The sequence below is a fragment of the Pseudopedobacter sp. genome, assembly GCF_040392825.1.
Classification (GTDB): domain Bacteria; phylum Bacteroidota; class Bacteroidia; order Sphingobacteriales; family Sphingobacteriaceae; genus Pseudopedobacter.
On sequence record NZ_JBEBVH010000283.1, the window covers coordinates 1 to 4,766 of the forward strand.

Annotated in this window: 3 protein-coding genes; 1 reads left to right on the forward strand and 2 read right to left on the reverse strand. The window is 36.6% G+C overall.

The window, feature by feature from the left end:
* Window positions 1–872: acyltransferase family protein (locus ABWO41_RS15480; protein ID WP_353139993.1), on the forward strand; the 872-nt coding region annotated here is incomplete at its 5' end.
* Between the two features lie 160 nt (window positions 873–1,032).
* Here ABWO41_RS15480 and ABWO41_RS15485 read toward each other — a convergent pair.
* Together ABWO41_RS15485 and ABWO41_RS15490 are read right to left on the reverse strand one after the other, a co-directional pair.
* Complete coding sequence (locus tag ABWO41_RS15485) at window positions 1,033–2,565, reverse strand: DUF4955 domain-containing protein (protein WP_353139995.1); 1,533 nt, start codon at window positions 2,563–2,565, stop codon at window positions 1,033–1,035.
* A 139-nt stretch (window positions 2,566–2,704) separates the two neighbouring features.
* On the reverse strand, window positions 2,705–4,766 hold a 2,062-nt coding region (locus ABWO41_RS15490), incomplete at its 5' end, for a glycoside hydrolase family 28 protein (protein ID WP_353139997.1).

The window sequence follows — 4,766 nt, forward strand, 5'->3', positions numbered from 1 at the left end:
CCTATGCATATGATAACCGACTGGAAAAATTAGGAAACTGGGAATTTTTCAAAAGAAGGTTGATAAGATTACATCCGCTGGTTATCCTCGGAGCAGTTTTAGGCCTATTGGCTTTTCTGTTCGATCCGTTTTCGGATAGTTCCTCTACTTATAGTTTTGGCAGTATTGCCCTCATCTTTATCTGTACTATTTTTCTAATTCCTTTTCCTGCAATGGAGGAGAGAGGTTTTAATATTTTTGGATTAAATGCCCCTTCATGGTCACTCTTCTGGGAATATGTTGCCAATATTGTTTATGTTTTTGTATTGTATAAGCTTAGCAAAAAATATACGGCTGTATTACTGGTATTAGCGACTTTAGGACTTGCGTATACAGCTTTTAGTGCTGGTAATTTACTTGGAGGCTGGAATGGAGATACTTTCTGGCATGGCGGTGCCCGCATTTCGTATTCATTCCTGGCGGGCCTGTTTATTTACCGAAACAATTGGATCATCAAAAACAAACTTGGCTTTTTAGGATTGTCGGTTTTGTTAATTTTTGCATTTATAACCCCTCATTTCTCTTTTAACTGGTTAACGGAGCTTTTAACTGTTTTGATTTATTTCCCTCTTTTAGTGTCTCTTGGAGCGGGGTCTACCCTATCTACAGGCAATAAAGTTTGTCAATTTCTCGGCGATATTTCTTATCCTTTATACATGACTCACTATTGGGTAATGTGGATTTTTGGCAATTACTTCTTAACACGCAAACCAGATTCCGGAGAACTTACAATGATTGTTTCTATAGGAACTATTTTATTAATAGCATTTGCTTATCTGGTGATGGTTATTTATGATAAACCTGTTCGGAAATATTTAAGCAATAAAAAATGAAAAAGAGCCGGCAACGCCAGCTCTAAAAAGAGTACAGTGCTCTTTTATGTCACCAATTATAGGCCCCAGGAATAGAATTAACAGGGCAAAAGAAAAGATGAATAATGAATTTAACCTCTTATTGAGTATATTTTTTTAAGTCTTATTAGCATATACTTGTCTATTCTTCGGAGATATCTTTTCCAGTTAATCTTAAGGCCAATTGCGCTTCGAACAGCGATTGTGGCTTAACTTTTCTACTAAAGAAAATATTCATTCCTTCATTTTCAAAAGTAACTTTTGTATCGGCTTGAAAACCTATTAATATTGGATGGGCCATGGTATAATTTCGTCTCTTTTGCATATCCCAGAAATTATAATGGAAATCTCTGGACGATTTGTGTTTAAAATTCCAGAACACCATAAACTGTCCATGGTGTGGATGCCCAGCTTCCGGACCACCTAAATTGGTAAATATTCCACCGTCTATATCATCCAGTAAAGATGCATAAGGTTGGCCTCCGTGGCTATCGTAATGTTGGTCTCTTGCCATTTCGCATTGCGTAATGACTGTTCCCGTAGCACTGTAACCAGTTCCCGGACCATGATGATGGGATCCATTAAATCCACATTTTTTAATTAAAACTCCATAACCTGATCTTGCATGCAGTGAAGTATGGCCCTTTTTGCCAGTGAACTGAACATTTTCTATAGTAACAGCATATCCGGCGCGAAAAGACAGGCAATCGTTCCAGTCTCTAAACTCACAATTTCTTACCCAACTGTTCTTAACATTTTCCATTCCAACGGCCAGATAAGCATTGTCGTGAATGGCATTTTTGTGGTGTACAAATTCTTCCGGATAAGATTTCCAATTGGAAGAAAACAAGATATCCTCTATTCCACATTCTTCCAAAGCTGAATAGCTGTATAATTCAAACGGAGCAGATTTTACTAAGGTCACTTCTAAATGCAAAGGGTTCTGAAAGGTTATTTTATTTCCGTTTATGCTTTTAATAGTGTGAATCTCCATAATCTGCATACCTCCTTTTTCTCCGAATAGTCTACTCCATTGTGGCTTTAATTCCTGAGGAGCAAAATATTTACGGGTGTATTCTTCACTCCTGTGGCGAATTATTACATCTTGCCCCGGTTTTAGCTTGTTGGTATTGTCAACTTCAATTGCAAAAGTCTCTCTTGGCGCATCTTTAACTATAGTTGCCAGCTTTTCTGATCTGTTGTTTTCTGCTTTGAACAAAATAGAGCGGTTATTTACCCACATATTTGGCTGGTAAATTTCTGTTCCTCCTACTCCTGCACCGCTTCCTTTAAGTACAATATTGCTTTTTGCAATTCTTATCTGGTATCTTTTAAGCGTATCTCCATTGATAATGAATTTTCCCTTTGGAAAGAAAACCACTCCTCCTCCAGGATTTTCTTCAGCAGCGTTAATTGCTTTTTGAATACCTGCCTCATCAGAGATGTCGTCATCTGGCTTTGCACCAAAATCAATTACATTAAAATATTTACGTTTGCTTACATCCGGAATTGGCTTTTCCGAAAAGTGATATCCTGCATAAGAAAAATCAGGTAAAAATGGAATCTCTCCTGCTTTCTTTGCTTTAACGTAATCTTTCCAAAGCGGCACCACCGTTTGCGCCTGGATAACTCCGGCAAGGGCTATTTTTAAAATAAATATCGATAAGAATCTCATGTTTTAATTACATCATGGTGTTAAGCAAACTTTTTAAATTTTCCTTTTTAGACAGTACTAATAAGTGTAATGCAACTAAGCAATTTTTGTCTAAAAAACACTTAATCATTTTTGCAATTCATTATGCTTTCTCAGCATCTTACTCGGCTAAATAAACCGTCTCGCTTTGGCACTTCTGTTTTTCCCTCAGATTTAGTTTAACAGCATCTCTCGGTTCTCTATTAAAAGCAGTAGCGTTATCTATTTTAATTTTACCAGAGTTTTTAGTGGCAATAAATTCATCATTATGTTTTCCTTTCCTCATGGTAACAGTGTTGATTATTGCTCCTTCAACATCATCAAGGAACAAAACATACCTGTCATCGTTACTTTCAAAATCGAACGAACTATTTTTTATTTCGAGGTTTTTCACATGTCGAGCCCACAATCCGTAAGAGGGTTGTACTCCTAAATTGGAAACATTATACTGCCCAACTCCCAACTCCGGTGGTGATTTTTGTTTATCAGAAACCGGATTTCCTCCTTTTGTTAAGATATGAACATCATTAAAAATAATATTTTGAATATACCCTATATACTGGTTATCTGGAAATCTGAAATTTAAACCACCTTCTACTTTATCATCTTCTGGTAATGCATAACCGGCAACAATAGCCGTTGCTTTTTTCTGTTTTCCATCAAAAGGTTTCCACCTTACCGCGTCATTTCCATAAGAACTGCCTCCGTATACCTCAGTAATATCTACTCCATTTAACAGGATATTTTCCACTTTTCCAATATTCACATTATTTACCAGTAACTCATCGTGTTTTACACCGTTCTCATAAAATTTATGTCTGCTTACGTTTGCTCCCGATATCCTTCCTCTATTAGAAATAGAAATGAAAAAAGGTGTTGTTGTTCTCCTCATCTGCGATCGTGAATGGATTGTTCCGGTATGACCACAATTCAAATGAATATCTTTGATATGTCCTCCATCATTTGTAGAAATGGAGAATCCGGCTTTATTAGCGCCCAAAACAAAAATATTGTCTACACAGGCATCCATTATATCATCTGCCGTTTCTGAACCAATTTGAAATAAATTACAATTGGTATCTCCTATAATATTCCGTATCCTGAATTTCTTCGCTGGTCTGGTAAAGCCTAAAGCACAATCAGACCCCAGCTTAACAATATCATCCGAACTTACTTTGGAATAAATATTAGTTACAGTAACATTGTTGCAAGCCATAAAATCATAAATATCTCTTGCATTAGCCGTATGATTTTTCCCGAAATAGGTATTGTGAACATAAACATGATCGGTTCCGGTTGCTAAAAGTGCAAAATGACCTGCTCTGTCTATATTTAACATGTTATTTACATCGAAATCTTTTGCTCTGTTTGACAGCATATAATAGGGTTCGTCTTTTTGTTCATCGTACCATAAATCTTCGTTTCTTTCTATTCCGCCTATTTCGATGTTTGTACACAGTTTTAGAGAAAACATTTTATCGGCTCGCTTCTCTGGTTCGTTATTCATCACCTTATCGCTTGTTATCAAATTGCCGTCGCCTGTAATTCTTCCATTACCAATAATCTTAATATTGTCTGTTCTCTCAGCAAAGAACATTGCATTTCTAAAAAATGTATGGCCTACATCTTGTTTTGTTAACCAGTTTTCCGGGTTTTCGTATGGACCTTTGTCCGTTGGAGATAAACCATACCTGTATTGCCTATCGCTAAACCAGGTGCACTCTGGAGCATCAGTTCCTTTTAGCGCTTTTAGAGTTGCATCTTTGGCGAGATATAACCATACGTTACTTTTAAGATGTACGGTACGTATTAAAAATGTTCCTTTATCGAATAATAAGATTCCACCTCCATCCTTACTTAACTGAGCAATGGCTTCATTAATCTTTTTGGTATCGTCTGTAGTTCCATCACCTTTTGCTCCAAACGCTTTTATATTTTGCTTTCCCGTAAAGTGATAGATCTGTTGAGAACAAGGCTTTCCGGATTTGTTGAAAAGCTGGAACTGATAGCGCTTTCCTTCTTCTAAATTGGAGATACGGATTTTTCCGTTTTCAACATGTGTATTACTTAGATTCCAGATTTTACCATTGTCAATAGATTGATAAACCTTAACGTCTTTAGCTACTGAAGTCCATGACAAATAGATTGCGGACAGGTTTTGTTGACTAAAAGGACGATAATCT